The organism is Mycolicibacterium chengduense, assembly GCF_033741155.1.
Taxonomy (GTDB): domain Bacteria; phylum Actinomycetota; class Actinomycetes; order Mycobacteriales; family Mycobacteriaceae; genus Mycobacterium.
This window is the reverse complement of sequence record NZ_JAWQNH010000008.1, coordinates 1-25,229: the sequence shown is the minus strand read 5'-3', so window position 1 is coordinate 25,229 and position 25,229 is coordinate 1. Positions and strand designations below refer to the sequence as shown.

Here is a 25,229-nt window from a genome sequence, read left to right as displayed (position 1 = left end):
GCTAAACAAGTGCTGCGACGAAGCCGGCGGCCTGTGGGATGAACTCCGAGGACTCGTAGTGGGTGTGCGCGAACGGGTTGCGGCCGCGCGAGCAGATCGGGTCGCCGTCTGCGCACAGGTCGATGGAACGGGCGCCGTAGGGTGCGGGCGCGGTGTTGGCGGGATGGCTGAACTTGGCCCCCGGATTGCCGAACACCGCGATGGCCGAGACCTTTCCGGCCAGGTTGGCCGGCAGCGGCGGCGCCGAGCCGAACTCGCCGATCCGGTCGCCGACGGGCGGAATCCCGATCAGCATGTCGACGATCGCCGCGCCCTGCGAGTAGCCGCCCAGCACGATCTTGGTCGACGGGCACTGCGCGGCCAGGGTCGCGATACGCGCCTGCGCGTCGGAGGCGCCGTCGGCGGCGGTCAGAAAGTCGTAGGTGGCCGGGTAGTTGATCCCGTAGGTGCTCAGCGTGCGACCGCCCAGCTGGGGGGTGAGCGCGTCGGCGAGGGCCTGGCCGACACGACCGATGCCGGGGTCCTCGCTGGTGCCGCGGCCGAAGATCAGCTCGACATCCGAACACGGCTCGGCGCTCGCCGCCGGTGCGGGGCCGGCCAGGAAGGCGAAGGCGGCGACCAGGGCAGAACCGACGGCGGCCATCCGCGTCGACAACTTGGGCAACGTCACGGACAGCATCTTGGCACCTGCGGGCTAGTTGCTGCCAATCGCTTGCTCGGCATGCGGCCGCCCCGGAGGAACATCGGGCCAACCGGTTTCCAGTGCGGTCTCGGCGCGGTCACCGAGTCGGGCCAGGCCGAGTCCCAGCAGGACCACCGCGCCGCCGAACGCTTGCATTGCGGTGACGGCCTCGCCAAGGAACCCCCATGCGATGAGGATCGCGAACAACACCTCGGCCAGGCCGACCAGTGACGCGAACCGCGGCCGCAGCCGGGCCACGCCGAAGATGCCCAGCGTGTAGGCGATCGCGGTGGGGATGAGCGCCATCGCCACGACCGGCAGGTACCAGGGCAGCGGGTGCCCGGCGACCACGGTCTGCTGCGTGCTGAACGCCATCGGCAGCACCCCGGACGCGCCAAGCGCGGCCACCGCGACCGCTCCCACGACCAGCCCGCCGGCGGCCAGCGTGATGGGGTGCAGCCCGTCACCGTCGGCGGTGGCCTCATCGGACATCATGAAGTAGCAGGCGGCGCAGATCGCCGCGGCCAGTCCCCAGCTCACGCCGACGATGTTGATCCGGGCGCCGGCGAAGACGTCGAGCACCAGCATGATGCCGGTGATGGCCAGCGCGACACCGGCGAGGGTGAGCCGGCCGGGCCGGCGTCTGGTGGTCGCCCACAACCAGCCGACGACCAGCACAGGCGCGGTGTACTCGAGCAGTAGGGCGACGCCGACCGACAGATGGGCGACGGCGTTGTAGTAGCACAGTTGGGCGCCGGCGATCGGGACCAGGCCGTAGGCGACGACGGTCTTGCGGTGGGCCACCGCCTCGCCGATCCAGCCCGGTTTGACGAAACTCGCGAAGGCGGCCATCGCGAGCGCACCGCCGGCGAGTCGCGCGGTGACGGCCGCGGTCGGCGTCCAGCCGGACTCCATCAGCGCCTTTGCCAGCGGCCCGGACATGCCGAAGGTGAAGGCGGACGCCACGGCGAACAGCAGGCCGAGCCGGAACTGGCCGGTGTCGGCGCGCGTGTCGATCACGCTCATCGGAAACCCCCGAGCTGTCATGAGTAAAATATCGATTGGTCATGACGTTAGTGGGGACGGGAGTCAGGCGTCAAATGATTTTCACTCATGACACGGAGCTCACGCTGCGAGCCGCGTGTGTCCTGATCAACAGCAACCGCGCCGACGGTGAACAGCTCGGCGATACCCGCGCGCTGGATGACTACCTCGACGGCTTCGGCTGGACCGGGCGGCGGGACCGGGACGCCGCCGAACTGGCCGCGGTACAGCAGCTACGGGAACGGCTGGGCCGGATCTGGGCCTCCGCCGGTGACGAGGAGCGCGTCGTGGGACAGGTCAACGCGCTGCTGTCGGACACCGATGCCGCGCCGTGGCTGACGCGGCATCCGGAGATGCCGGAATGGCATCTGCACCTGGCGTCCATCCACGATCCGCTATGGCAGCGGATGGGTGCCGAGATGGCCATGGCGCTGGCCGACCTCATCCGCGGTGGCGAGCTTCGGCGGCTGAAAATCTGCGCAGCGCCCGATTGTGACGCCGCGTTGTTCGACATGTCCCGCAACCGATCCCGGATGTTCTGCGATACCGGCAATTGCGGGAACCGCCAGCACGTCGCCGCTTATCGAGAGCGACGGTCGAAGGACGGCGCCACCAGCTGATCCCGGGGGGCGGCCGAGCCTTCGGAGACCATCGGCGCCTGCGGCTCCAGCTCCGGCGGGACCTTCATCTGGCTGCCCCATGGGTTGGGTGGTGCCAGTGGGATCGGTGCTTTCGGGGTGTCGGTCGGTGGCCGGCCCCCGTCCCACCAGGTGGTGGTGGCGCCTGGGCTGCCCGGGTCGGGCGTCGTCGCACTGCTGTATAGCGATCGCGGTGCTGGTGCGGCATAACGTGTTGTCGGCGAGGCTATTTCGGAGGTGTAGGCCGATCCCGTGCGACGGGCCGGGGCCGCGGGCTGTGGTGCAGCGGGGCGTGTCGGTGCGGTGATCTGTGGCCCCTCGGCCGGTGCGGGCACCGCTTCCTGCGCCGCGGTCGGGGTGGACGGGGGCGCGGACTGGGCCGGGGTGGCCTGCTCGAGGTAATGCCGCCACGCCTGCAGGGTGGCCAGCAGTTGCTGCGTGTAATCCATCGGTGGCGCAGGCGAATACACCGGTGGTGCCGCGGGCGCGGGGGGTGCGGGTGGCAAGGCCGGCATGGTCAGCCCGGGCGGCGCGACCGGCATGGGCGGTAGGGCCGCGACGGGCCACGGGGCAGCGGAGGGCGCCCCGACGCTCATCGTCGCGGAACCGGCCAGCTGTTCCAGGTATTGGCGCCAGGCTTGTAGGTAAGCCAGCAGGTTGGCGTCGAACCGTGGTGCTGTCATTGGTCGGCCTCCGGTATCTGAAACGGCGATAGGGGACTGGTGACGGGTGGTGGGGTGGGGCTATTTAAGGGAGGCGGCGGGGTGGGGCTATTGAGAGGAGGCGGCGGGGTGGGGGTATCCAGGGGATGCGGCAGCGACTCGGCGGCGAACTGGGAATCGAGCACCCGCAGGGGCCGCGCATCGGCAGGTTCGCGATTCTCGATGTCGAAGATGTAGCAGTAATCGCCGGCGGGCGTGGGCATCCGGATGGGACTGGACAATCCCTGATCGAGAAAACCGTACGGAAACCGCCAGTCCAGGGTGGTGTGCTCCCGGCGGTCGGCGCCATCGGATCCCACCCACACATAGTGATCCAGAATCGCGTTCACGGCATGACGTCCCGATTCGCAGGCTGCCTCCATGGAGGTCATCCTGGTGAAGGTCTTGGTCCAGGTGCCGGCGAACACGACGGAGTTGTGGTGCACCTGGTAACCGCCGTGCCGGGCCTGCCAGACGTGGCGCAACCACAGGTCGTCGCGCCACCACGCCTCGGTCGGGCGGTAGGTCCAGGACGTGCCGTGTGGATTCCATGGGTAACCGCCGGGGCGATTGGGCCAATCGCCGATGATCGGGACCAGATAAGGGGTCTCGTTGCGCACGATGAGCCCGGTATCGGGCGAGGTGATCAGTCCCCGGTCCAGGGTGTACCACGCCGGCCACGGGATGATCTCTTCCGGCGAAGCGCCCGCGTCGGTGGTCAGGGCTGCCACGATCTGGCGCCAGACCTCGGCGGCGAGTTCATCGGGAGTGCAGTCGCGGGCAGCCTTACCGTGGCCGCGTTCGTCCACCAATGCCTGTGACGGCGTGTTGAAATCACCGATGTCCACCGAGAGCACCGACGCGTAGCCGTCACGGGCCAGGCTGGGCCTGTTCTGCCACAGGCCGTGCTGGTTGATCGACGACAGCGCCCATTCGGTGCCCGAGTAGTACATGTGCCCGCGCAGCAATTGGAACTCGGTGTCGAAGAAGAACTGGATTCCCGACAACGTCTGGAAGCGGTCCCACGGCAACCGGCCCATCTGATCCATGGCGTACGGGTCGCGCCGGCTGTCCGTGCGGGTGGCGGCGGGCTGCAGCGGTCCGTCGGGAGGGGGTGTGGACGTGGTGAAGCCATCCAGGCCGGCGACGGTTCCCCCGGTGCCTGCCGCGCGCAGGGCCGCGGTGATCCGCTCCGCGGTCGGGGCGTCGACGGCCACCACGGTGTAATCCGGGGTGACCCGCGTCCCGTCGGCGAACGTCACCCGGACCCGAGGGCGCAGGTGCGGTGGCTGGCCCGGGTCGACCACCGGCGGATCCAGGCAATCGGCGGACGCGCGGACGAAGCGCACCCCGATCTGGATCAGGTGCCGGTACCAGTGGTCGAACCAGGACTCGGTGGTCGGCCCGTTGAGCACACCGTCGGCCTTGTTGTCGCGACGGTCCATCTGCAGCTGCAACTGCAGGTAGGTCGTGATATTGGTGCGGGCGTCACCCCAGCGGGAATCGAAAGCGGCGAGCACCTTCGGCATCTCGAGCAGTAGCGCATCGAAGCGCGGTGTGTAGTAGAACCGGCGGGTTCCGTCGGGCTGGCGGCCGACGAAGTAGTCGTAGGCCGACAGGTTCTGCAACTCGGTCGCCCGCCGAACCGGGCTGGTGACCAGGTAGCGCAGTAACCGCCCGATGAAGGTCTGCACATCGGAAGCGGTGAAACCGAGCCCCGCCAATTGTCCGGCCACGCTGAGGAACTCGGCCAGACTGCGGGGCGCCTCACGCGGAAAGACCAGGGACGGTTTGCCGGACACCGTCGTGCCTTGGGTGACCACCCGTCGCACGTTGTCCAGCACGGTGCGCGACGTCGGCACCCACTGCTCGGTGCCGGCGGAGGTCACCCGGTCATAGATCGGGATGCGGTTGAACAGGTCCCAGGTGTGCAGATAGTAGGCCGGGAAGAAGCGGAACCCGTGCTCGCCGGCCACCGCCCGGCCGGGCGCCGGCGGGTGGCCGCGCCGGCCTGGAAAGGGGCGCAACTCGCCGTGCAATCCCTTGTGCCGTCCCACCATGGCGAATTGCGACGCCGCCAGACCGCCCAATTTGACTGGGGGAAGCCAGGATCCGAGCTCGGAGCGCTCATCGGCGCGCGCCTCGTAGACGGTGACCGCGAAGCCGCGCTCGGCGAGTTCCTGGGCCGCTGTCAGCCCGGCGATACCGGCTCCCAACACCGCCACCGTGGGCGGACGGTGCTGGGCCGCGGGCGGGATGATCGGCGGGCTCACGGCACGCCCGCCCGCAGGGCCGACAGCAGCGCCGGTTGGGACGGGGCCCGCACCGCCGCATGCACGTAGGCCCGCATGGTGTCGTGCGCGCGCAGGATCTCGTCGAGACCGCCGTGAACGGCAACCGCGCCACCCTCGACGGCCTCGTCGAGGGTGATCACGGCGTCGAGGACCTCGAGGATGCCCACCCGGGTGGTGACAACGCGGGTCCCCGCGCGGTCGTCGGCACCGCAGACCTCCAGCCGCCGGCCGCCCCGCAGCGAGAAACGTTCGCCATCCACTGCCAGCTCGACCACCAGGGGTCCCAGGGTGCGCAGCACCAGCCGGTAGCTGTCGGGAACCTCGTCGGCGAGATGGTAGACCGACTGTCGTAGCAATGACGAAACCGCTTCAGCCATGGAGGAACTCGAATACACCCGTGCCGACGAAGTCGATGCGCTCACCGTTGATCGAACCGGTCATCGTGGCGGCCCCGCTGGATTCGCACAGCACGGTGGTGCCGTCGAGAGTCAGCTCACTGGGTTGTGCCAGTCGAGCATAGGACTGCGGGAAGAAGCGTGCGCACACGACGTCCGCGGCGTGCGCCGCGGTGACCTCCACCGTCGCCGGGACTGCAGGCACGTCACCGTCGAGCAGTAGCCGCATCGGCGCCGGCAGGGTGCAGTCGGGTGGCCGGGCGAGCACGCCGGAGGTCCGTACCTGCACCGAGGCATGCCGGAAGATGGCCGCCGGTTCGTCACGATGCCAGACATACAGCGCCTGGGACAGATAGCGCAGCCGCCGTCTGTCGGTCATCCGCAGATACACCAGCGACCACGGGTCGCCGGATTCGCGGGGCAGCACCGTGCCCCACTCCCAGCCGAAGTCGTCGCCCCACCAGAATCGGCCCCAATTGTGGTCGTGGTAGGCGACGTCGGCGTCGAATCGGTGCTCGCGCCCACGGAGCCGGATCCAGCCCGTGGCATGTAATCGCGGCACGAACAACCAGTTCAACCGGCCGGCCCCGAGCGGCTGGTTGTTCACCACGAACGGCCGGCTCACCGACACGAAATCCAGTTCGCCGTGCACGCCGTGGGCGGGCAGGTCCACGGTGACCCGATAACCGTCCGGCCGGACCAGCATCCGGTTGCCGCCGATCGTCAGGTCCCCCAGGGTGGCCGAGATGTCCACCTGCGCTTCGTCGAACCGGACGATCTCACCATGCCAGCTGTCCTCGTGGCCGATCACGATGATCCGCGGTACCAACCGGATTGCACCCTGTGCCGTGGTCTGGGCGTGCAGGCTGAAGTTGATCAACAGCCGGAAACCGTTGGTATGCACCACGAAGTGATGCCATTCCTTGAAACCATCGGGCTCGGCGGTGCCCAGCATCGGTGTCCGCATGAAATCGCTTGCCGCCAGCGAGGCCGTCATCGCAGCCACCGCCCGGAGGCCGTAGGCGCGGCGCGCTCGCAGGGGTGCGCCGCACCGGCCTGCGATACGGCCAGCCGTTCCACCCCGGCTGCCACGCCGGCGATGCCGACCAACAGCTGGACGAAGTCGTCGGCAACGCCCGTCGTGATCTCGGCGTCGGTCGCCAACGCGCGCACCAGGCGCCCGAGCCCGGCCAAGCCCACCAGGTAGTCGATGAAGGTGCTCGCCTCGGCCAGCGCCGGTTGCGGGTCGGTGAGGCTCACGCGAATCCTTCCGGCCGGAAGCGGGCGAGAACGGAGTCGTCGAGGCCGTGCCCGACGAGTGCGTCGGACAGCAATTCCGACCAGGCCGGCGGCGCCGCCCCGGGCTCGCCTGGGCCGTCGAGAACGTTGAGGCTCAACGTTTCCCAGATGCGCCGCAGATTCTCGACGGCCTCGGACGCGGCCAATGCGTCGCGCAGCCGCGCGCCGTCGGGGGTACGCGCATACCTGACCCCTTCGGCGACGAGGATGTCGTGCACGCGTCGCGCGGCGGCCGGATTGCCCAGGACGGCTCGGCGTACGCCCCTCAGCAGCTCGAACACCGCTCGTTCGGACCCGTCGGAGTCCGGATCGGGGGTCGGAAGCAGTTGCGGGGCCTCATGTTCGACGAGATCGAGGGTGGCCTCCCTGATCCGTTCCAACTCGGTGAGCATGCCCACCAGCACCTCGGGGGTCATCGGGTTCGCCCGTGCACGTAGTCGATCAGGGCGGCTAGCATGTCCCGATGCTTACTGGCGGGCAGCCAGTCCAACCCGGCCAGCGCCGCGGCCGCTGCCCTGGCGTGCGCGGCGGCGACATTGCGGGCGTGCGCAAGAGAGCCGACCCGCTGCATCAGCGCGAACAACCAGCGGATGTCATCGAGCTGCTTGGGCTCCGAATGCTGCTGCCGGTCAAAGTAACCGATGATCTCGGCCCGACCGCTGTGCGAAAGCTCGCCGCGCCGCGTCAGCCGCTCCAGCACGTCGGCGAGGCCGACCTCGTCGTCGTCGATACCGGGGCGCCGGCGGGCCAGGATGGCCACGGCCCGGTCGCGTTCGGCTGGCGTCGCGTTACGCAGGGCATGCAGCAACATCAGTGTGCGTTTACCCTCCCACAGGTCGCCACCGATCTCCTTGCCGTAGTCCTGTGGGTCGGCGCGCAGGTTCAGCAGGTCGTCGGTGATCTGGAAGGCCGCGCCGATGTGCCGGCCCAACGCCTCAAGCGGTGCCAACCGATCGGTGTCGGCCCCGGCCGCCAGGGCACCCGCCTGCAGCGGCGTGATGAACGAGTACCAGCTGGTCTTGAGTTCGACCATGGTCAGATAGTCGGTGTCGTCGAGTTGCCAGGTATTGGATTTCACCCACTCCAGCTCGAGGGCCTGGCCGTCGACGGTCTGCCTGGTCATATGGGCCACCGCGCGCAGGATCCGCAGCGCAGGCCCGAGGCCGACGCGCTCCACGTTGTCCAGCAACGGTTGCAGGGTGAGCGAGAGCATCGCGTCGCCGACGTTCACCGCGATCGGGACGCCGTGGTCGACGTGCAGCGTGGGTTTACCGCGGCGCCACCAGGATTCGTCCTCGATGTCATCGTGGATGAGGAACGCATTGTGATAGAGCTCGAGGGTGGCCGCGGTCGGGAGGACCGCATCGAGGTGGCCCCCGAGGCCGAGGCAGATCGCGATGCTCAGGGCCGGGCGCAGGGCCTTGCCGCCGCGCAGCGGGTAGTCGAGGATCAGCTCGTGCAGGCTGCTGGTGCCGTGCCGGCCGGCGCCGTAGAGCCGCTCGATCTCACCGTCGCAGACGTGCTTGCACTGCGCGAGGTAGTGCTCCAGCGGATCGGGCGCCGCTGGGACCGAAGGTGTTTCGGGTGCGGCCGTGGTCATTACGGGCCGCTGGTGATCAAGACCAAACCGTTGACGGCCTTGGGTCGTACCGCATAACTGATCCGCACGTTGATCAAGACATTGTTGGGGGCGGTCTCACCGACGATCTCGAAACTCGGAGGAATGCTGACGGCGAGGTCGACGGGTTCTTCGCCAGGGGATGCGTCGGCAGCGTATCCGGGCGCGATGCGCTGCCGACGGCCGAGTGCAACAGCGCGCAAGGTGTCACCGGCCGGGATGGCCGTCGTGGGCGGCGTGGTGATGTCCGGGCTGGTGAAGGTGCCGACACGGTAGGGGGCATTGATGTTGCCGGCATCCAGGATCGAATCCTTGACGGGGGCGTAGCCGTTGACCAGTTGATAGAGCGCCTTCATCGAGTCGGCGTCGGCGAACGCCGCTGACGGGGCGCGGAAGCCGGCGCTCTCCAACAGGACTCTGGCGTCGATCACCCCGCCGACCATCTTGGGCGGATCGTCGGCAGGGTCGACGATCCTGACGATGTTGGGTGCGGCGTTGCGCAGGAGTGGAATGACGAATCCGTCGACCTTCGCCGCCAGCGCGACCACCGCGGGGGTGACCTTGGCCAGCACCGCATCCGGCGTGGGCGACATCAGCTCACCGACCGTCAGATTGACGGGCTCGGCCGCATGGTTGACGGTGACGACGGGATTGGTGGCGTCGTCGTTCACCACCGCGGTCTGTCCCGGATCCCCGGTGTCCCAGTGCGGAATCGCTTGCCACGCGATACAGGTCTGCTCGAACGTCTCCTTGATCGTGTGATTGACCATGGCAACGCGTTCGGCACTGAGATACATGGCGGCGCCCCCCTCGAGTATGGCTCACATGATCGCAGACCCGGGCGTTGTCGGGGCAGGACTTGTGTCGGTCAATCGGCGTACTTTTGCCGCAGCACCACGTCTTGGCCGGGCCGCAATTCCCCGCGTTGCATGGCATCGCAGTGCGCGATGTGCAAGGTGGCCACCGCGTCGTCGGGCAGGAGTCGATGACAGCGCTCGAAGGCGGCACGGGCCTTGTCCACGGCACCGGAGTCGAACAGGTCGAAAGCCTCGTCGAAAGCGGGCTGGGCCGCCAGCTTGGCGGCCAGGAGATCCTCGGGATCCTCGTCGTAGACCTCGTAGACGGTCACCGGTTGTCGGCGGTTGACCACCATCACCCGCTCCATCCGGCGGATGTGGAATTGGGCGGGGTCGGCGAGTTCGCCGTAGGTGGCGTCGGAGATGAGCAGCGCGGAGTCGTAACGCTTGGTGGTGCCTTCGATCCGGGCTGCCAGGTTCACCGCGTCGCCGACCGTGCTGAGCACCATCCGGTTTACACCGCCGACCAGGCCGAGTCCGACGACCCCGGAGTTGATTCCGATGCCCACCCGCAACTCCTCGGAGCCATGCGCCAACCGGTCGCCGTTGTGCTCGCGCAACGAGCGCAGCATGCCCAGACCGGCTCGGACCGCATCATCGGTGCTCTCGAAGACGGCGAGGATCTCGTCGCCGCGCATGTCCTGGATCATGCCGTTACAGGCGACGATCGGCAGTTCCACCGCGCGCAGGAACCCGGTGGCCAGGGTGTTGGCCTCCAACACGTCCATATCCTCGATCAGGGTGGTGTAACCCCGGATGTCGGAGACCAACACCGTCATCTGCCGCTCGACGCGGTATCCGCTGCGCACCCGGCGGACGTCGTCGATATCCAGCATGCGCAACAGTTCGTTGGGCACGAATCTGGATTGGACGTCCATCAGGGATTGGCGATGCTCGTCGGCTGCGCGCAATTGGGCTTCCAGCTGAAAACTCCACAGTGGTGCCGCCGCCTGCGCGCACAGGAAGGTCAGCGCATCCTCGTGCTGGGCGCTGAACGGTGCACCCGCTCCGGTTCGCTCGGCGTACAGGACACCGATTATCTTGTCCTGCAAGATGATCGGTGCTGCCAGGACCGACGTGTCAGAGGTCAGGCACAACGGTGTCGCGGTCTCGATGACGCGGCGCACCACCGACGTGTCGTAGGGCACCGTGGCCCACGGCTCGTCGATCGTGGTGGTGACGCCCCGTTGATGGACCGCGCGCACGGTCAGCTGGTCCGGCTCGCCGGTCAGGCACAGCACCCGATCGGCGCCCGTCATGTCGGCGGCGGCGCCGAGGGCCAGTGTGGCGAGGCTGTCCGGCGTGCGCGCGGCGGCCAGCGTGCGCACCAGTTGGTGCGCCCCGACCGGGTCGATGCCTGCGCCGGATTGCACCAATGCGCGGCTGAGCAGCCATGGGTGGTGGCGGGCGAGCCGGTTGACCCGCAACGTGAACCCCAATGCCTGCCAACGCTGGTAGGCCGAGCGCAGCATGTGCTCGTGCAGCCGGGCCCGGCCGGTATCGGTGTAGAGGTCGGCGGCCTCCTCGTGCGCCAGCGCGCCGATCAGCGGCAGCTGATGCTCGTCGGCCAGCTCGATGGCGGTGTCCAGGAATCGCTCTGCCTCGCGATGCCGTCCGCGCACCCTGGCCCAGGCACCTTCGATGAGAGCGCACGGCGCGGCATAGTTCGCCGGTGCCTCTGCCGCCCATTTACGGTGCAGCGCAAGCGAATCACGCACCGTCTTTCTCGTCGCGCGGGCATCCGGCGCGGAATGGATGCCGCTCAGAGCGCTGACCATGTGCACCAGCTGCAGGCCCGTGGTGCCCACGGTGCCGGCCAGGTGCTGCATCACCTCCTCGGTGACCGCGGCGGCGCCGACGTGGTCCCCGCTCCAGAAATGCAGGCCCTGTTTGACATCGGCCGCGACGCTCAACGTGACCTCGTCGCCTTCGTTGCGGGCTGCCGGCACGATCGCGCGTTCGTCGTAGCCGCTCTCGCCGGCGACCAGCATCGGGTCCTCGCTGCGGCCGAGCAGGTTCAGGCACAGTTGGTGCAGGGCCTGGCTGAGCGTGCTGGGCACCGGCTGGGACCGGATCTGCGGGATCAGCGAGCGAGCCATGGTGTCGATCTCGGTCGCCGGGGTGCCCGCCCAGAACGATTGCGACAGCAGCACCGTGACCAGGAAACCGGCGTACTCCTGGTCGCCCTGGTTCAGGGCCGCCGTGACGGCGTCGCGGACCTGGCCGAGTCCGTCGCGCACGGGATGGCGCCAATGTCGGATGAAGTTCAGGTAGAGGAACAAGGTCTCGGGTCGCGCCTGCCGGAACTCGGCGCGCTCGGTCAGCGCCAGGGCAACCTCGCCGAACCGTTGGGCGCCCGTGCGGTCACCGGCGATCACCAGGACCACGCCGTAGCTCACCAGAACCAGCGGTGTGGACGGGGTGTGGCCGTGCGCGAGGGTGAGGGAAAGCTGTTTACGGACGATGAGCGGGAACAGATTGGGCCGCGCGATGTAGGAGATGCTGCGCAACTCGGCCAGGATGTGTTGCGCCTCGATGACCCGGCGGTCGGTACATTCCCGCAGCTGCAGCAGCTGCTCGGTACTCCATCGGCGCGTGGTGAGTTTCATCCGCCCGAGCGCGTTGAGGATGCGGGGCTTGCCGGCATCGGCGGGCAGGGGTTCGCCGAGTTCGTCGAGCGCCCGCAGGCCCACCGTCAGGGCGTCTTGGATGCGATTCTGCGCGATCCGGCCCTTCAGGCGCAGATAGGAGAGGCGCGCGCGGTCGGCCGGATCCCGCAGCACCCCTTCGGCCTCGTCGAGCAGCTCGTGCAGCGTTGCGACGTCACCGACCAACAGCGCGGCCTCGGCCGCCTCGAGCTGTAGTTGCAGGGTCAGGTCGAAGTTCGTCGACCAGCGCTGCCCACCCAGCAGGTGCAGCGCACTGCGGCAATGCTCCAGGCACAGCGGGAAGGAGGCTTGGACCCTGGCCTTGTTCGCGGCGCGATGCAGTACGTGCACGAAGCGCAGGCGCTCGCCGGCCTCGGTCGCCGCACCGCCTCCCAGCCCGACGTGACGGGCCGCCTCGAACAACCGGTCGTCGCCGAGCTCCAGCAGCCGCCGGCCGATCCGGAGATGGATGCGCCGGGCATCCTCCGCCGCGAGTCCTTCGCGGGCCGACTCCTTCACCTTGTCGTGGCTGAACCGGTAGCGCACGTCGTGGCTGATCGTGTTGGCTATCCGCCTACCCGCTCGATCGAGGGCTTCGATCAACCGCAATTCGAGTGCCGTCCACAGGGTCTGTGCCACCGTGTCCGGGGCGACGGCCGCCGCCGCCGCGGCATCCTCAAGGTCGAACTCACTGCCGATGACGGTCAACGATCTGAGTACGTCCCGGTCGACCGGCCGGAGCTGGTCGAGGTAGCGGCCGAGGAATTCCGCCGCCGACGCCGATATCTCGATCGAACTCAGGATGCGAAGATCCCACCTCGGCCGACCTCCGGGGCCGACCGCAACGAGCGCGCCGGCCTGCTGGGCGCGGTACAGCAACTGCCGCACCTGCAACGGATTGCCGTCGGTCCGATGATGGAACTCCCTGGCAACGTCACCCAACTCGACGCTGGGACCGGTCACGCCGGCGAGTAGTTCCTCGATATCGGTGCGCGACAACGGGGCAAGGTCGAAACGGCGAATGGTCGAGGCCGTCAGACCGGCTTCGCCCGGCTCGAACTCACCGGTCCGATACGCGCCGACCACCAGCACATTGCGCAACGACACGGTCAGCAGTTCGGACAGGAACATCAGCGAGTCGCCGTCGGCCCATTGCAGGTCGTCGATCGTCAGCACCACCGGACGGAAGGCGGCCGTCTCCGAAAGCAGCGCGATGATGGCCCGGTGCAGCCGGCGGCGCATATCGGCCGCCTGTGGCGCCGGAGCCGGGGTTGGCGCATCCGGCGTGGATATCTGACGCAAGTCGGGCACCAGGTCACCGAGCACGTCCGACAACGGGGGTGTGGCGCCGATCAGCGCCGAGCGCCAATGGTTGCGTTCGGCGGCGAGCGTGGCATCCATGGCGCGCACCAGCGCGCCCAGGGCCTCGCCCAGCGCGGTATACGGCGCGGGAGCCCCGTCACGGCACCGTCCGTAGGCGAAGACGCAGTTCCGCTCGGACACCTCGGCGCCGAAAGCCTGGACCAGCGTTGATTTGCCGACCCCGGAAACGCCACTGATCAGGACGCACGATCCCGCGACTCGCCCTGCCGACTCGACGGCCTCGCGCAGGTCGGTCAGCTCGCGCCGCCGATCGACCACCCGTCCGTCGAAATCGAGTACCGGGGTCGTCACCGCCGCGTCGGTTCCCTTCTCGTGACGCTGCCTTCCCATGCCGTGGGGCCGCTGCCGCCTCGGTGGGCGGGATGTGTCAGCTTAACGTTTTCACCGGGGGAGGGTGGTTGCTGGGCACGGAGGCCGCGGGCCGCAGTAGCCGTGCCGCTCCTGTTCCGGCGGTCTCCCCGAGCAAAGGATTTGGTGTGTCCGGCGGCCGCACCCCGCGATTAAGCTCGACACCGGGGGAACACATGGACCGGCGATCGTCGACCAGGCTGCTTGCCAGCGGCCACCGCTTTCTCGTGCGCCGCATGGAATATGCGTTGATCGCTCGCGACACCCGCATGCTCGACGATCCGATCCGGACCCAATCGCTGGCGTTGGTCGCCGGGGCGGTACTCACCGCCGTCGGCCTGGGGGTCTGCGTGGTGCTGTCGGTGGTCACGCCGCGCGGCACGATCGGTTCCGCACCGATCGTGATCGACCGTGCGTCCGGCGAGGTGTACGTGCGTGTGGGTGACGCCCTGCATCCGGCCCTCAACCTGGCTTCGGCCCGGTTGATCGCGCGTACCGCCGCGGAGCCGGTGCTGGTCAGTGCCGCGAGTATCGCGGCAGCCAAGCGTGGTCCGTCGATGGGAATTCCCGGCGCACCGGCCACCGTGCCGACCCACCCGCCGGCCGACGCAGCGTGGACCGTGTGTGACGGCGAGACCACCACCGTGTTCATCGGTGCCGCGCTCGATGACGAACCTGCGGCACCCTTGCTCGTTCGCCCGGTCGGGGACAGCGCCGCGGTGGTTTACCTGCTGTTCGACGGCCGGCGCGCCGCGGTCGACCTTCGCGATCGTCCGGTGGTTCGTGCGCTGCGACTGGAAGGTGTTGCACCGCTGATGGTCTCACCGGCATTGCTGAACCTGGTGCCCGAGGTCGCCGCCCTCACCACCCCGGTGATCGACAGGGCGGGCCGGCCCGGTCCGCCGCAATTGCCGGCCAGCACGGTGGGCACCGTGCTGACGGTGCGCCGCACCGGTGCCGCCCCGGACCACTACGTGGTGTTGACCACCGGTGTGCAACGCATCGGGCAGGTCGCCGCGGATCTGATCCGGTTCGCGGTGCGTCAAGGTGACGGTGTGCAGACCGTCCCTGCCGACCGGATCGCCGATGTGCCCGTCATCGAATCCCTTCCACTCGACCACTTCCCACCTGCCGCCGCCATACCCGCCGGGGCGGATCTCGCCGCCCAGGTGTGCGTGCGCTGGCGGCCGGGCAAGGTGGGCGCCGCTCCCGAGGTCACCGTGTCGACTCGTAAAAGCCTTCCAGCGCAACGTCAACCGGTTGCCCTGGCGCAGGCCGACGGCGAAGGTCCGCGGATCGACGCCGTCGTGAACACCGACGGTGTCTACGTGCGCGCGACGGGCGCCGCGGGAGCGGGCGCCGCGACGGGCCCACTGTTCGTGGTGGATCGGGGCGGCGTGGCCTACGGCATCGACGACGAGCAGTCCGCAACCAGTCTGGGGTTGCCCGAGGATCCCGCCAGTGGACCGTGGCCGGTGCTCGCATTGCTGCCACGCGGTCCCGCACTCGGCTCCGCGCGGGCCTCAGTCCAGCGGGACGCCGTGCCGGGGCCGGCGTAGCCGGCCCGTCGCGATGGAGACCATCGCGACGGCCAGGCACAAGGCCGCCCCCGCAGTCGCGATCCGGCCGGGGCGGGTGTCCTCCGCCGCCGGGGACACCGCAGCGACGGGGCGGGCCGGCGGTGGGGCAGCCGGGTGGACCGCGTCCAGGGCGCCACGAAGGTCCACGACGCCGTGACCCGTATGCGGGTTCCAGCCGCCCGCGGCAGGCAGCGCGGTGTCCTCGATCCGCTTCATCACCTGGCGCGCCGTCAGGTGCGGTGCCACCGAGCGCAGCAATGCGACGTAACCGGCGACCACCGGCGCGGCGTAGCTGGTTCCCGAAATGGGCTGCGTGCCGTCGCCATCAGGAGCTCGGTCGACGAGGCCCTCGCCGACCGGATCCAGTGACACGACGCCTTCGGCGGGTGCGGCCACGTCCACCCACGGGCCGGCAAGGCTGTATTCGGAAGCCGTGCCGTCGGCGCGCACCGACCCGACGGTCAGTACCTGATCGTCGTACCAGCAGGGGCTGGCGACGACGTCCACCCGTTCCCAGTCCGGTGCCGGCCCGGCCGTGGCAACCGGGTTCTGTCTCGGACAGCTACCGTGCCCGCCCACATTGCCCGCGGCGGCCACCACCACGGCATTCTTGACGTCCACCGCGTAGCTCAGCGCGGCGCCCAGTGCCCGGTCGTCCAGGGCGTCCGCGGCTGCCAGGCACGCCACCGAGGAGATGTTGATGACGGTCGCCCCGAGGTCTGCCGCCAACCGCACGGCTGCCGCCAGCGTGTCGACATCGCCCACGCCCGCTCCGCCACCCGCTTCACGAAAAGTGCTGCTGGACTGGCGGATACCGATGATCGTCGCCTCGGGCGCGATCCCGCTGAACCCCGACGCCGCGTCGGGCGCCGAGCCGATCAGCCCGGCGACGATGGTGCCGTGGCCGTCACAGTCCTGTGTCCCGTCCCCGGTGGATACGAAGTCGCCACCCGCCACCAGATGCGGCAGCAGGCGGTGCCGCGCCACGCCGGTGTCGATCACCGCGACGGTCTGCCCGGCACCGCGCGTCACCGCCCACGCCGACCGCAGATCCGGTCGGTCCGGCAACCGGGTGGACACCGCGGGGCCCGAGGTGGCGCACGGAGCCGACGGTTCGGTCGGGTAGGGCGGTGCGGCCGGGCCGGGTGCCGGTAGGAAACCTCTGTCCACCACCGGTGGGGTGACGGCTCGTGCTGTCGGCGGCGCCACCGCCGGGGAGATGACCAGAACGGCGACGACGAGCAACCGGGTCACCACGGCAGGCTCAGCTCACGGACCACTCCGAAGATGCCGGCACACCACGCGGCCGTCGGGATCACCGTGGCCAGCAGCGCCACCTCGACGATGTCGACGACGCGGGAGGTGGCCGCGCTCACCGTATTGCGTTGCGTATACAGCACCGCTGCCACCGCCGCGGCGGTGGCACTCACCGCGCCGGCATACACCGGTATCCAGCGCAGCAACAGCACCGAAGTGGCGGTGGCGCAGGCCAATCCACCGATGAGCAGGGCCACCTTGCACCGACCGTCGGCGTGTAACCGGATGCGCAGCAGGACCACACCGGTGACCACCCCGGCGAGCAGGGGTTCGGCCGCCCGGTCGGCGAATGCCACCGCCAGCATCACACAGCCGGTTGTCGCCGTGGTGGCAGCGCCGGCCACGATCCCGGTCAACACCTGCCGTGCATGCCCGGTGCGCCGGCCGGTGACCCCGGTGCCGGTGCGGCCGGGTGACGCCGGGTTGAGCCCGGTCACGACGATGACCAACCGAGCCGCGAGGCCGAGGGTTGCGATGGCCGCCGCGCACAGCACCGCAGCGCTGACTCCGAATCCGGTCGCCCACAGCGCCGCCGGCGCGATCCCGATGGCCGACAGGGTCGCCCAGGTCCCCACGGTGGTCAGCAGGATCGTGTCGGCGGTTGTCAGCCGGGCGAGCAGGACGGCGCATGACGCCGCGGCGGCGACCGCCAGCAGTGCCCCGGGTGCCGGCGCTGACGTGCCGACGGCGAGGTATCCGGTGGCGGCGCTGAATATCACCGCGATCACACTGCCCGCGGTGGCCGCCACCGTGGCGGGCGCCCGGCGGGCCATCGCGGCGGCCGTCACCGCGACACCCGCCGCGGTTGCCGATGCCACCACCGGAAGTCCGGACATCAGCACCGAACCCACGATCGTCGCGGCGGCGACCGCGGCGGACCATCCCCACGCCAGAGCTGCCCACACGGCGGTCGCCCGGTGCGGCGCGGGGTGCGCCGCCTCGGTCGCGGCCACGGTGCCGAAATCACCTGCCGCCGGGGCGTACAGCGGTGCCGGTGCTGCCGCGATGGCCAGCACATCGCCGTCGCGAACGCCGTTTTGTCGCAGCGTCTTATCCTCGTCCAGCCGATCACCGGCCGGTCGGCTCAGGTGCCAGCTGCGCCCCGGTCGGGCGTCCGGTGCGATCACCATGTCGACGATGTCGGGCAGCGCGGCGGCCACCGATATGTCCGCCGAGCACACCAGATCGGTCACGGTATCCGCGTGGGCGATCGATACCCGGCACCACGAATCCTGCACACCTCTGACCGTAACCGGCACCGGGCTGCCCCCCGTGCGCCAGAATTCGACGGAACCGGTTGGCGCATCGGTGCGTCGAACAGAGTGTGGAACTCGTGCAACCCGCTCCGCCACCGTCGCGTGCGGTGGAGTTGCGGCGGCCGCCGGACCTGCCTGCGGCCCAGCCGGTGAACCCGTTGACCCGGCTGCTGCCCGTGGTGATGCTGGTGGCAGTCGGCGGGATGGCCGCGGTGTACCTGAGGTCGGGGCAAGGCACCCCGCGAAATCCGATGTTCCTGCTCTTCCCCGTGATGATGCTGGCCTCGGCGACGGGCACGCTGGCACACACCTTCCGCGGCCGTACCGCCGAGGTCAATGCCGCGCGCTGCGGTTACCTGCGCTACCTCGACGACATCGTCCACGACACCACGGAGACCGCACGCCGGCAACATGATTGGCTGCACTGGCGGCACCCGGACCCGGCGGCATTGTGGACCTTGGCCGGTGGGCCGCGGATGTGGGAGCGCCGCCCCGGTGATCCGGATTTCGGTGTGATCAGATTCGGTCTCGGGCCGGTGCCGCTGGCCACCCCGCTCATCGCGCCGCAGTCCGACTCGCTCGGCGACACCGACCCGGTGACCGAGGGCGCGCTGCAGGAGGTGCTCGAACGGTGGGCGCTGCTCGCCGAAGTACCGGTCACTCTCGCACTGGCGGAGAGTGGCCGAACATCGGTCCACTCCGATCCCGAGGTATCCCGGAACGTGCTGCGTGCCATGCTGTGTCAGCTCGCAACCCTGCACAGCCCGACCGACGTCCGGATCGCCGCGGTGGTACCGCCCGGCGATACCCACTGGGACTGGTTGAAATGGTTACCGCACCATCGGGATTCCCTGCTGTGCGACGGTGCCGGCCCGCGCCGGCTGACGTTCACCGACCTGGCTGCCGCCCAGGACGCCTGCGCCGCGCTGGGTGCTGCGCAGGTGGTGATCGTGGTGGACGGTGTCGACACCTCCGTCACCGCGGTCACCGCGGGTGTGTCGGTGTTCGATATCGCTGCGGCGGCTGCCGTCATCACCGCCGGTTGCCGCCCGGACGAACTCGGCCCCGGGCAGGCCGCGCGCTGTGCGCGGCGGATCGCCGGGTACGCGCCCGACGGCGGGTCGGCCGGTCGGCCCGGCTGGCCCGACCTGATCGGGGTCGCATCGGGTGATTTCGATCCGGCCGAGGCGTGGCGGCCGCGCGCGGACGAGGACCGACTACGGGTCCCGATCGGGTTCACGACGACCACCGGCGAGCGTGGTCAACCCGTCGTGCTGGATATCAAGGAGGCCGCGCACGGCGGCATGGGTCCGCACGGGCTGTGCATCGGCGCCACCGGTTCGGGGAAATCGGAGTTCCTGCGCACGCTGATCCTGGGACTGGTCGCCACCCATGCACCCGATGAACTCAATCTGGCACTGATCGATTTCAAGGGTGGTGCGACCTTCCTGGGCCTGGACCGGGCCGCGCACGTGGCGGCCGTCATCACCAACCTCGCCGACGAGGCGCACCTGGTGGAGCGCATGCGGGACGCGTTGACCGGTGAGATGAACCGGCGGCAGGAACTGCTGCGGGCCGCGGGCAACCTGGCCGGGGTGCACGACTACCGCCGCGCGCGGGCCGCGGGTACCGATCTGCCCGCACTGCCGGTGTTGTTCATCGTCGTCGACGAGTTCTCCGAACTGCTCAGCCAGCAGCCCGATTTCGCCGATCTCTTCGTTGCCATCGGCCGTGTCGGCCGATCGCTGGGCATGCACCTGCTGCTGGCCAGCCAGCGTTTCGACGAAGGCCGGATGCGGGGCCTGGACACGCACCTGTCCTACCGGATATGCCTGCGCACCTTCTCGACGGGGGAATCCCGCGCGGTGCTGGGCACTCCGGATGCCTATCAGCTGCCCGCCGCACCGGGGGCGGCGTACCTGCGCACGCCGACGGGCGAGACCGTCCGGTTCCACACCGCGTACGTCTCGGGGATGGTCTCGGATCCCCTGACCGCAGCGGCACCCGGGGCTGCTCTGCGCCCGTTCACCGCGGCACCCGTGCCGGACCGCGCGGCCCGCAGGCCGGGTGCGCAGTCCACGCTGCTGGACAGCGTCTTGGACCGGATGGCCGGCCACGGCACGCCGGCGCACCAGGTGTGGCTGCCCCCGCTGGACCGCTCGCCGTCCCTCGGTGACCTGCTGCGCGCACCCGGCACCGGTCCGCTGCGGATACCGGTGGGCCTGGTGGACAACGCGTTCGCGCAACGGCATGACCCCCTGCTGATCGACCTGACCGGTGCGACCGGTCACGCCGCGGTGGTCGGCGCCACCCAGTCCGGGAAGTCGACGGCACTGTGCACGATCGTGCTGGGACTGGCTGCCACGCGCGATCCCGCCGCCGTGCAGTGTTACCTGCTCGACTTCGGCGGCGGTGCACTGGCACCGTTGGGGGCGTTGCCGCACATCGGTGTCTACGCCGGCCGCGCCGACGCCGAACTGGCCCAGCGCGCCGTGCGGCACCTACACGACCTGCTCCGGCGGCGGGAGGCCAATCTGCCCGACGATCAAGGTGAGGTGTTCCTGGTGGTCGACGGGTGGGCCGCCCTGCGTCAGGTGTGCGACGGTCTGGAGGACGGCATCACCGCGCTGGCGGCCCATGGTCTGGCTCACGGCATCCACGTCGTCGTCGCCGCGTCGCGGTGGGCCGAGCTGCGGCCCGCGCTCAAGGACCAGCTCGGTACGCGTATCGAACTCCGGCTCGGCGAGCCCGCCGAATCGGAGACCGATCGCCGACGTGCCCGGCTGCTCACCGGCCGCGGCCCCGGTGCCTGCCTCACCCGCGACGGCCTGTTCTCGGTGATCGCCCGGCCCACCCTGTTCGGCCTGGACACCGCGGCGGCGGTGCAGGCGCTCCGCGCGCGGCACGGCGATGCGGTGGCACCGCGCATCCAGGCGCTGCCGGACATGCTGACCTGGCCCGACGGCCCGCCGGCGCCACCCGCGACCGGCTCCAGTGTTATCCCCATCGGCGTCGGAGAAAGTGCAATGCACACGGTGGCAATCGATTTCGCAGAACATCAGCATCTGATCGTGCTCGGTGACATCGGGTGTGGGAAGACGGCCACGCTGCGGACATTGTGCCTGGCCCTGACCCGCTCCGGCGGTCCCCGGGACGTGCAGTTGCTCATCGTCGACTACCGGCGCAGCCTGCTCGGGGTGGTCCAATCCGGGCACCTGGCCGGCTACGCCATCTCGGCTGACGCCGTGCAATCCCGCCTCGATCCCGTCCTGGCGCAGTTACGGGGGCGGCGGCCCGGTGTCGACGTGACGCAACGCCAGCTGCGGGACCGGTCCTGGTGGTCCGGACCCGATATCTACCTGGTCATCGACGACTACGACCTGGTGGCGGCCGCCTCCGGTAACCCGCTCGGGCCATTGCTCGAATACCTGCCGCACGCCAGGGATCTGGGCCTGCACGTCATCGTGGCGCGCCGGTCCGGTGGGGCCGCACGGGCGCTGTTCGATCCACTGCTGGCCGGGTTGCGTGAACTGGGCAGCGCCGGCCTGATGATGAGCGCGGGCGCGGAAGAGGGGGTGCTACTGGGTTCTGCCCGGCCGGTCCGATTACCGCCCGGCCGCGCGACGCTCAGCGTCCGCGGGGCACCGGACGAACGCATCCAGATCGCCTGGGCGGACCCGCCATGACCAGCACCCCCGTCCTTTTCGGTCCGGCGACGGTGCGCGGGCCGTGTCCGGTGCCCGCGGAGTTGGTGCGGGCCGGGCTGGCCGCCGTGGACGATCAGCACACGGTCGTCGACGACCGGATGGTCGAGGTGGGCACCGTGCTCGGTGAGATCGTCCACACCGCGCTCGGTGACGCCTGCCGTGAGATCGTCCTCATCTGTCCCGGGTGGTGGCCCGCCATCAGGCTGGACCGGGTCCGTTCCGCGGCCGCCGGACACTGCTCGGAAGTCGTTGTGCTGCAGCGCCCACAGGTGTATCGGCGGGCGCACCCCGATGTCGAGGTGTTCGTCGAGTTCGCCGACGAGTTCGTCATCGCGGGCGCCCTCACCGACGGGCCGCCCGCCGCGGCGCTGGTGGTCCCGCGGCAGGCCGATCCGACCGATGCGGTGCTGTCCGGCCTCGGCGAACCGGCCTCGGTGCTCATCGACGTGCCGGCCGCGGTCACCGGTGCGCGCGCCGTCGCCACCGATATCGCGGCCCGGTTACGTCGCGGCGGCACCGACGTCATCGTCGTCGGTGATCGGCACCTGTGCCGGGCCGCCGCCGGGCGGCCCGATATCGCGGCGGCCATCACGATGGCGACCGACGTGCGGCGCCGCGCGCTGCCGTGGATCGTCGCCGCCGGGCTGCTGGCGGTATCGGTCACCACGTGGGCACTGCACGACGAACCGGACGGCGACACAACGGTATCGGTCGTCGAAGGCCGGGTGGCGGCCAGCGTGCCGGCCGGCTGGACTATCGAACGGGTCACGGCGGGAACGGGTTCGCGCCGTGTGCAAGCCGTGGAGCCGGGGAGCGACCGCGCGGTGCTCATCGTGCAATCCCGGGCCGAAGCGAACCTGGCCGCGACCGCGGCGACGCTGGACACGGCGCTGCAGCAGCAGGATCCCGACGTCTTCACCGCACTGCGGAGCCCCGCCGAGCGTGGCGGCCGGACCGTCATCGGCTATACCGAGACCAGAGCCGGACGCGAAATAGACTGGGCCGTCTTTCTCGACGGCGCCGTACGGATTGCCGTGGGATGCCAGAGCCCGCCCGGTCAGGCCGCACAGCTGCGGGCCGCCTGCGACGCGGTGATCCGCTCCGCGCATGCCATTTCGTGACGAATGGGAACCGAACCGGTGTTGCCGGCGTCCAATCACAGTAACGGCACCCAACGAGAGGACAGCAGATGGCTTCGCTCAACACCGATTTCGATCTCATGCACGCGGTCGCAGGGCATATCGACAACCGCAACGAGGAGATCCGGGGCATGCTCGCCGCGTTCATCGGCCGGATGGGTTCGGTCCCGCCGTCGGTGTGGGGCGGGGCCGCGGCGCTGCGTTTCCGCGAGGTCGTCGACCGCTGGAACGCCGAATCCCTGACATTGCACACCGCCCTGGCCCGCATCGCCGACACCATCCGACTCAACGAACGCGCTTTGCGGGAAGCCGGTGAGAGTCACTCACAGCAGATCGGCGCCGTCATCAACCACCTGTAAGGAGCCATCATGGACAGCACACTTTCCTACAATTTCGACGAGATCGAGTACTCGGTGCGTCAGGACATCCACACCACCTCGGCCCGGCTGAGCGCCGCGCTGGAGGATCTGCGCGCCCAGATCGCACCGCTGCAGCAAATCTGGACCCGTCAGGCGGCCGAGGCCTACCGTGACGAACAGTTGCGCTGGGATCACTCGGCATCGGCACTTCAGGACATTCTGTTCCGGCTGGGCAACGCCGTCCGCGCCGGTGCCGACGAGATCGCCGCGACCGACCGGCAGGCCGCCAACGCCTGGGGGCGCTGAACTGCCCCGCTGAACTGCCCCGCCGAATTATCCGATGCGACATGACAAACGTCTTCAAATGTCCTGCCCGACAGGGCACTCGCGGTGGCCGGATTAGGTGACCCTTTCGGGTTCGTGCCGACCGGCGCGAATTGGGGCTATGGTGTGGGGTGCGGCCGAGGCAGTGAGGCGACCGGTCGTGATCGGGAGCGTGATCATTTGTGAGGACGACCAAGGTTCCGAGTGCTCGGCAGCTGCGTGCTGTGCACGAACTCTTCTTGGCCGGAGAGGTCGATGTCACTGAGCTGGAACCCACGACGGTGCGGCCGGTGGTTGCCAAGAGCTGGCAGCGCAGCCTCGCCAAGGGGGTTGACCCGGATTTCGACCGGGCCCGGCCCGCGGCGGTGGCGTCCGGCATCGCCAGATTGCGCGATGCGCATCCGCTGGCGCCCGCACTACCCGTCATCCGGCGGCTGCTCGTCGACGACGCGGTCGATGCGGGTGTCCTCGTCGCGGTGACCTCGGCCGACGGCACCCTGCTGTGGGTCGAAGGCGATCCGAAGGCCCGCCGAAAAGCCGAACAGATGAACTTCGTGCCGGGCGCGGACTGGAGCGAGCGCAGCGCCGGGACCAATGCCCCGGGCACGGCGCTGGCGCTGGACCGAGAGTTGCAGATCCGAGGATCGGAGCATTTCTCCCGCGTCGTGCAGCCGTGGAGTTGCACCGCGACACCGCTGCACGACCCCGACACCGGTGCGCTACTGGGCGCCATCGACCTGACCGGCGGTCCGCAGGCGGCGTCGTCGCAGACGTTGGCGCTGGTCAGGGCCACCGCGCTGGCCGTGGAGAGCCACCTCGCGCTGCTGCGGTTGACCGGATGCGCGCCGGAACCGGCCACCCGCAAGCCGCACCTGGTGGTGCTCGGTTCGGACCGGCCGCGCTGGGTGACCACCGACGTGTACGGCCATCTGCGGGCCACCATGCTCACCGGTCGGCATGCCGACATCCTGGTGCTGCTCAGCCGGCATCCCGAAGGCCTGTCCGCCGATCACCTCGCCGTCCTGCTCGACGACAAAGACCTGGATGTGGTGACCGTCCGCGCCGAGATGTCCCGGTTACGCAAGGTCATCGGTGCCGAGTTCCTGGCGTCCCGGCCGTACCGGCTGCTGGTGCCCATCACCACCGATATCGGGGAGGTGTTCGATGCGCTCGACCTCGGTGACGTCGAGGCTGCGCTGAACGCCTACCACGGGCCGTTGCTGCCGCAGTCGGTGTCGCCGTCGATCGCCCGGTTGCGCATGCAGGTGTCGGCCAGCATGCGGGGTGCGGTGCTGGCCGAATGCTCGCGGGGCGATATGGCGCCCCTGCGGCGCTGGCTGGAGATGCCGGAAGGGCGTGACGATCGGGAAGGTTGGGAGGCGCTGCGCAACAGCGAATCGATCGACCCGGTCGGCCGCGCCCAGGCCGGCGGTCATCTGGCCGGACTCGATTTCGAACTGGGCTGACCGCACGCCGGTTGCAACGGTGCTGCAACCCTCTCCTCGTACATTGAGTGACGACCGACACACTTTTCGTCGTCCCATGGCAGGAGATCAACCGTGACTGTTTATGCACGCCCGGGTGTTGAGGGCGCTTTGATGTCTTTTAAGTCTCGTTATGAGAATTTCATCGGTGGGCAG

19 protein-coding genes and 1 pseudogene are annotated in these 25,229 nt (G+C 69.5%); 8 read left to right on the top strand and 12 right to left on the bottom strand.

Features of this window, described 5'->3' with window-relative positions; genetic code table 11:
* Nucleotide 1: 1 nt before the first annotated feature.
* Nucleotides 2-679, bottom strand: a complete 678-nt coding sequence (locus tag SBI67_RS26020; RefSeq protein ID WP_318983362.1) for a cutinase family protein — start codon at nt 677-679, stop codon at nt 2-4.
* Nucleotides 680-694: 15 nt separating this feature from the next.
* Nucleotides 695-1,708, bottom strand: coding sequence for an EamA family transporter (locus tag SBI67_RS26015; protein WP_318983361.1), 1,014 nt, complete (start codon nt 1,706-1,708; stop codon nt 695-697).
* A gap of 74 nt (nt 1,709-1,782) precedes the next feature.
* Between SBI67_RS26015 and SBI67_RS26010 the strand changes: the two genes are divergently transcribed.
* Complete coding sequence (locus tag SBI67_RS26010) at nt 1,783-2,346, top strand: CGNR zinc finger domain-containing protein (protein WP_318983360.1); 564 nt, start codon at nt 1,783-1,785, stop codon at nt 2,344-2,346.
* Here SBI67_RS26010 and SBI67_RS26005 read toward each other — a convergent pair.
* The 8 genes and pseudogenes from SBI67_RS26005 to SBI67_RS25970 form a co-directional block, all read right to left on the bottom strand.
* A pseudogene (locus SBI67_RS26005) lies at nt 2,307-5,338 on the bottom strand (FAD-dependent oxidoreductase). The gene SBI67_RS26010 and the pseudogene SBI67_RS26005 sit on opposite strands and share 40 nt — an antisense overlap.
* Nucleotides 5,335-5,736 carry an SCP-2 sterol transfer family protein gene (locus SBI67_RS26000; protein ID WP_318983359.1) on the bottom strand — a complete coding sequence of 134 codons (402 nt, stop codon included), beginning with the start codon at nt 5,734-5,736 and terminating at the stop codon, nt 5,335-5,337. Before SBI67_RS26000 ends, SBI67_RS26005 begins: the two are co-directional and overlap by 4 nt.
* The gene (locus tag SBI67_RS25995; RefSeq protein WP_318983358.1) at nt 5,729-6,751 is read right to left on the bottom strand and encodes a hypothetical protein; all 1,023 of its coding nucleotides are present in this window, start codon (nt 6,749-6,751) and stop codon (nt 5,729-5,731) included. The genes SBI67_RS26000 and SBI67_RS25995 overlap by 8 nt, the downstream gene beginning before the upstream one ends.
* Entirely contained in the window at nt 6,748-7,014 is a 267-nt protein-coding gene (locus SBI67_RS25990) for a hypothetical protein (RefSeq protein WP_318983357.1), read from the bottom strand. The genes SBI67_RS25995 and SBI67_RS25990 overlap by 4 nt, the downstream gene beginning before the upstream one ends.
* The gene (locus tag SBI67_RS25985; protein ID WP_318983356.1) at nt 7,011-7,469 is read right to left on the bottom strand and encodes a hypothetical protein; all 459 of its coding nucleotides are present in this window, start codon (nt 7,467-7,469) and stop codon (nt 7,011-7,013) included. Before SBI67_RS25985 ends, SBI67_RS25990 begins: the two co-directional genes overlap by 4 nt.
* The gene (locus SBI67_RS25980) at nt 7,466-8,653 is read right to left on the bottom strand and encodes a polyprenyl synthetase family protein (RefSeq protein WP_318983355.1); all 1,188 of its coding nucleotides are present in this window, start codon (nt 8,651-8,653) and stop codon (nt 7,466-7,468) included. Before SBI67_RS25980 ends, SBI67_RS25985 begins: the two co-directional genes overlap by 4 nt.
* Complete coding sequence (locus tag SBI67_RS25975; protein WP_318983354.1) at nt 8,653-9,441, bottom strand: hypothetical protein; 789 nt, start codon at nt 9,439-9,441, stop codon at nt 8,653-8,655. The genes SBI67_RS25980 and SBI67_RS25975 overlap by 1 nt, the downstream gene beginning before the upstream one ends.
* A gap of 98 nt (nt 9,442-9,539) precedes the next feature.
* On the bottom strand, nt 9,540-13,889 hold the full coding sequence (locus SBI67_RS25970) for an AAA family ATPase (RefSeq protein ID WP_318983353.1): 4,350 nt from the start codon (nt 13,887-13,889) through the stop codon (nt 9,540-9,542).
* 194 nt (nt 13,890-14,083) lie between these two features.
* Between SBI67_RS25970 and eccB the strand changes: the two genes are divergently transcribed.
* Nucleotides 14,084-15,466 carry a type VII secretion protein EccB gene (eccB, locus tag SBI67_RS25965; RefSeq protein ID WP_318983352.1) on the top strand — a complete coding sequence of 461 codons (1,383 nt, stop codon included), beginning with the start codon at nt 14,084-14,086 and terminating at the stop codon, nt 15,464-15,466.
* On the opposite strand, the gene mycP is transcribed toward eccB, so the two are convergent.
* Together mycP and eccD are read right to left on the bottom strand one after the other, a co-directional pair.
* Nucleotides 15,431-16,732 (bottom strand): type VII secretion-associated serine protease mycosin, encoded by a 1,302-nt coding sequence (gene mycP / locus SBI67_RS25960; RefSeq protein ID WP_318983506.1) that lies wholly within the window; start codon nt 16,730-16,732, stop codon nt 15,431-15,433. The genes eccB and mycP overlap by 36 nt on opposite strands.
* 5 nt (nt 16,733-16,737) lie before the next feature.
* A complete protein-coding gene (gene eccD, locus SBI67_RS25955; protein ID WP_318983351.1) occupies nt 16,738-18,042 on the bottom strand; it encodes a type VII secretion integral membrane protein EccD in 1,305 nt (434 codons plus the stop codon).
* 95 nt (nt 18,043-18,137) lie between these two features.
* Between eccD and eccCb the strand changes: the two genes are divergently transcribed.
* From eccCb to SBI67_RS25925, 6 genes are all read left to right on the top strand, one after another.
* Nucleotides 18,138-21,746 (top strand): type VII secretion protein EccCb, encoded by a 3,609-nt coding sequence (eccCb, locus tag SBI67_RS25950; protein ID WP_318983350.1) that lies wholly within the window; start codon nt 18,138-18,140, stop codon nt 21,744-21,746.
* Nucleotides 21,743-22,888 (top strand): type VII secretion-associated protein, encoded by a 1,146-nt coding sequence (locus SBI67_RS25945; RefSeq protein ID WP_318983349.1) that lies wholly within the window; start codon nt 21,743-21,745, stop codon nt 22,886-22,888. The genes eccCb and SBI67_RS25945 overlap by 4 nt, the downstream gene beginning before the upstream one ends.
* Before the next feature lie 68 nt (nt 22,889-22,956).
* On the top strand, nt 22,957-23,265 hold the full coding sequence (locus tag SBI67_RS25940; RefSeq protein WP_318983348.1) for a WXG100 family type VII secretion target: 309 nt from the start codon (nt 22,957-22,959) through the stop codon (nt 23,263-23,265).
* Between the two features lie 9 nt (nt 23,266-23,274).
* On the top strand, nt 23,275-23,571 hold the full coding sequence (locus tag SBI67_RS25935; RefSeq protein WP_318983347.1) for a WXG100 family type VII secretion target: 297 nt from the start codon (nt 23,275-23,277) through the stop codon (nt 23,569-23,571).
* 242 nt (nt 23,572-23,813) lie between these two features.
* The gene (locus SBI67_RS25930) at nt 23,814-25,055 is read left to right on the top strand and encodes a GAF domain-containing protein (protein ID WP_318983346.1); all 1,242 of its coding nucleotides are present in this window, start codon (nt 23,814-23,816) and stop codon (nt 25,053-25,055) included.
* 93 nt (nt 25,056-25,148) lie between these two features.
* A partial coding sequence (locus tag SBI67_RS25925; RefSeq protein ID WP_318979524.1) for a hypothetical protein occupies nt 25,149-25,229 on the top strand: 81 nt, incomplete at its 3' end.